Source organism: Mesorhizobium sp. M7A.F.Ca.US.005.03.2.1 (genome assembly GCF_003997795.1).
GTDB classification, from domain to species: Bacteria; Pseudomonadota; Alphaproteobacteria; order Rhizobiales; family Rhizobiaceae; genus Mesorhizobium; species Mesorhizobium ciceri.
The window spans coordinates 1-620 of the sequence record NZ_RZRP01001517.1 but is presented as its reverse complement, the minus strand read 5'-3'; the positions used below and the strand labels follow the sequence as shown (position 1 = coordinate 620).

General features: G+C 69.4%; 1 pseudogene. It reads left to right on the top strand.

Annotated features, from left to right (window positions below):
- Positions 1-13: 13 nt before the first annotated feature.
- Positions 14-620, top strand: a pseudogene (locus EN991_RS38835) (hypothetical protein); the annotation flags it as partial.

Below are 620 nucleotides of genomic sequence, written 5' to 3'. Positions count from 1 at the left end.
GGGTAAAGGCGGCGTGGTCGACGCGACCGTCGGCGGCACCGTCAACACCTCCGGGGATCGGTCGACCGGCATCGTTGCCCAATCGATCGGCGGCGGCGGCGGCAATGGCGGCTTTTCCGGCGCTGCCAGCTTCGGCGCCAGTGTGGGTGTCGGCGGCAGTGGCGCAGGCGGCGGCGATGCCGATGCCGTCACGCTGCGCACGGCTGATGGCGCGATGCAATCGATCACCACGGACGGCGCGGATTCGGCCGGCCTGATCGTGCAGTCGGTCGGCGGCGGCGGCGGCAATGGCGGCTTTTCCGGCACACTGTCGGCGATTGCCGGCTTCGGCATGGGGGGAAGAGGCGGCGCGGCCGGCAAGGGCGTGGCGACGGAAGCCACCTATAATGGTTCGGTCGAGACTTTCCGCGAAAGGTCGGCCGGTATCATCGTGCAGTCGATCGGTGGCGGTGGCGGAAATGGCGGCGGCCAGTTCGGCCTGAGCGTCAACGCAAGCGTGGGCATCGGTGGTTCGGGCGCGGGGGGCGGCGAAGCCGGGACGGCAAAGTTCTTCTCGACGACAACACTTGACGTCACGACCTACCAGTCGGCCTCGGCCGGCGTCATCGTGCAGTCGGTCG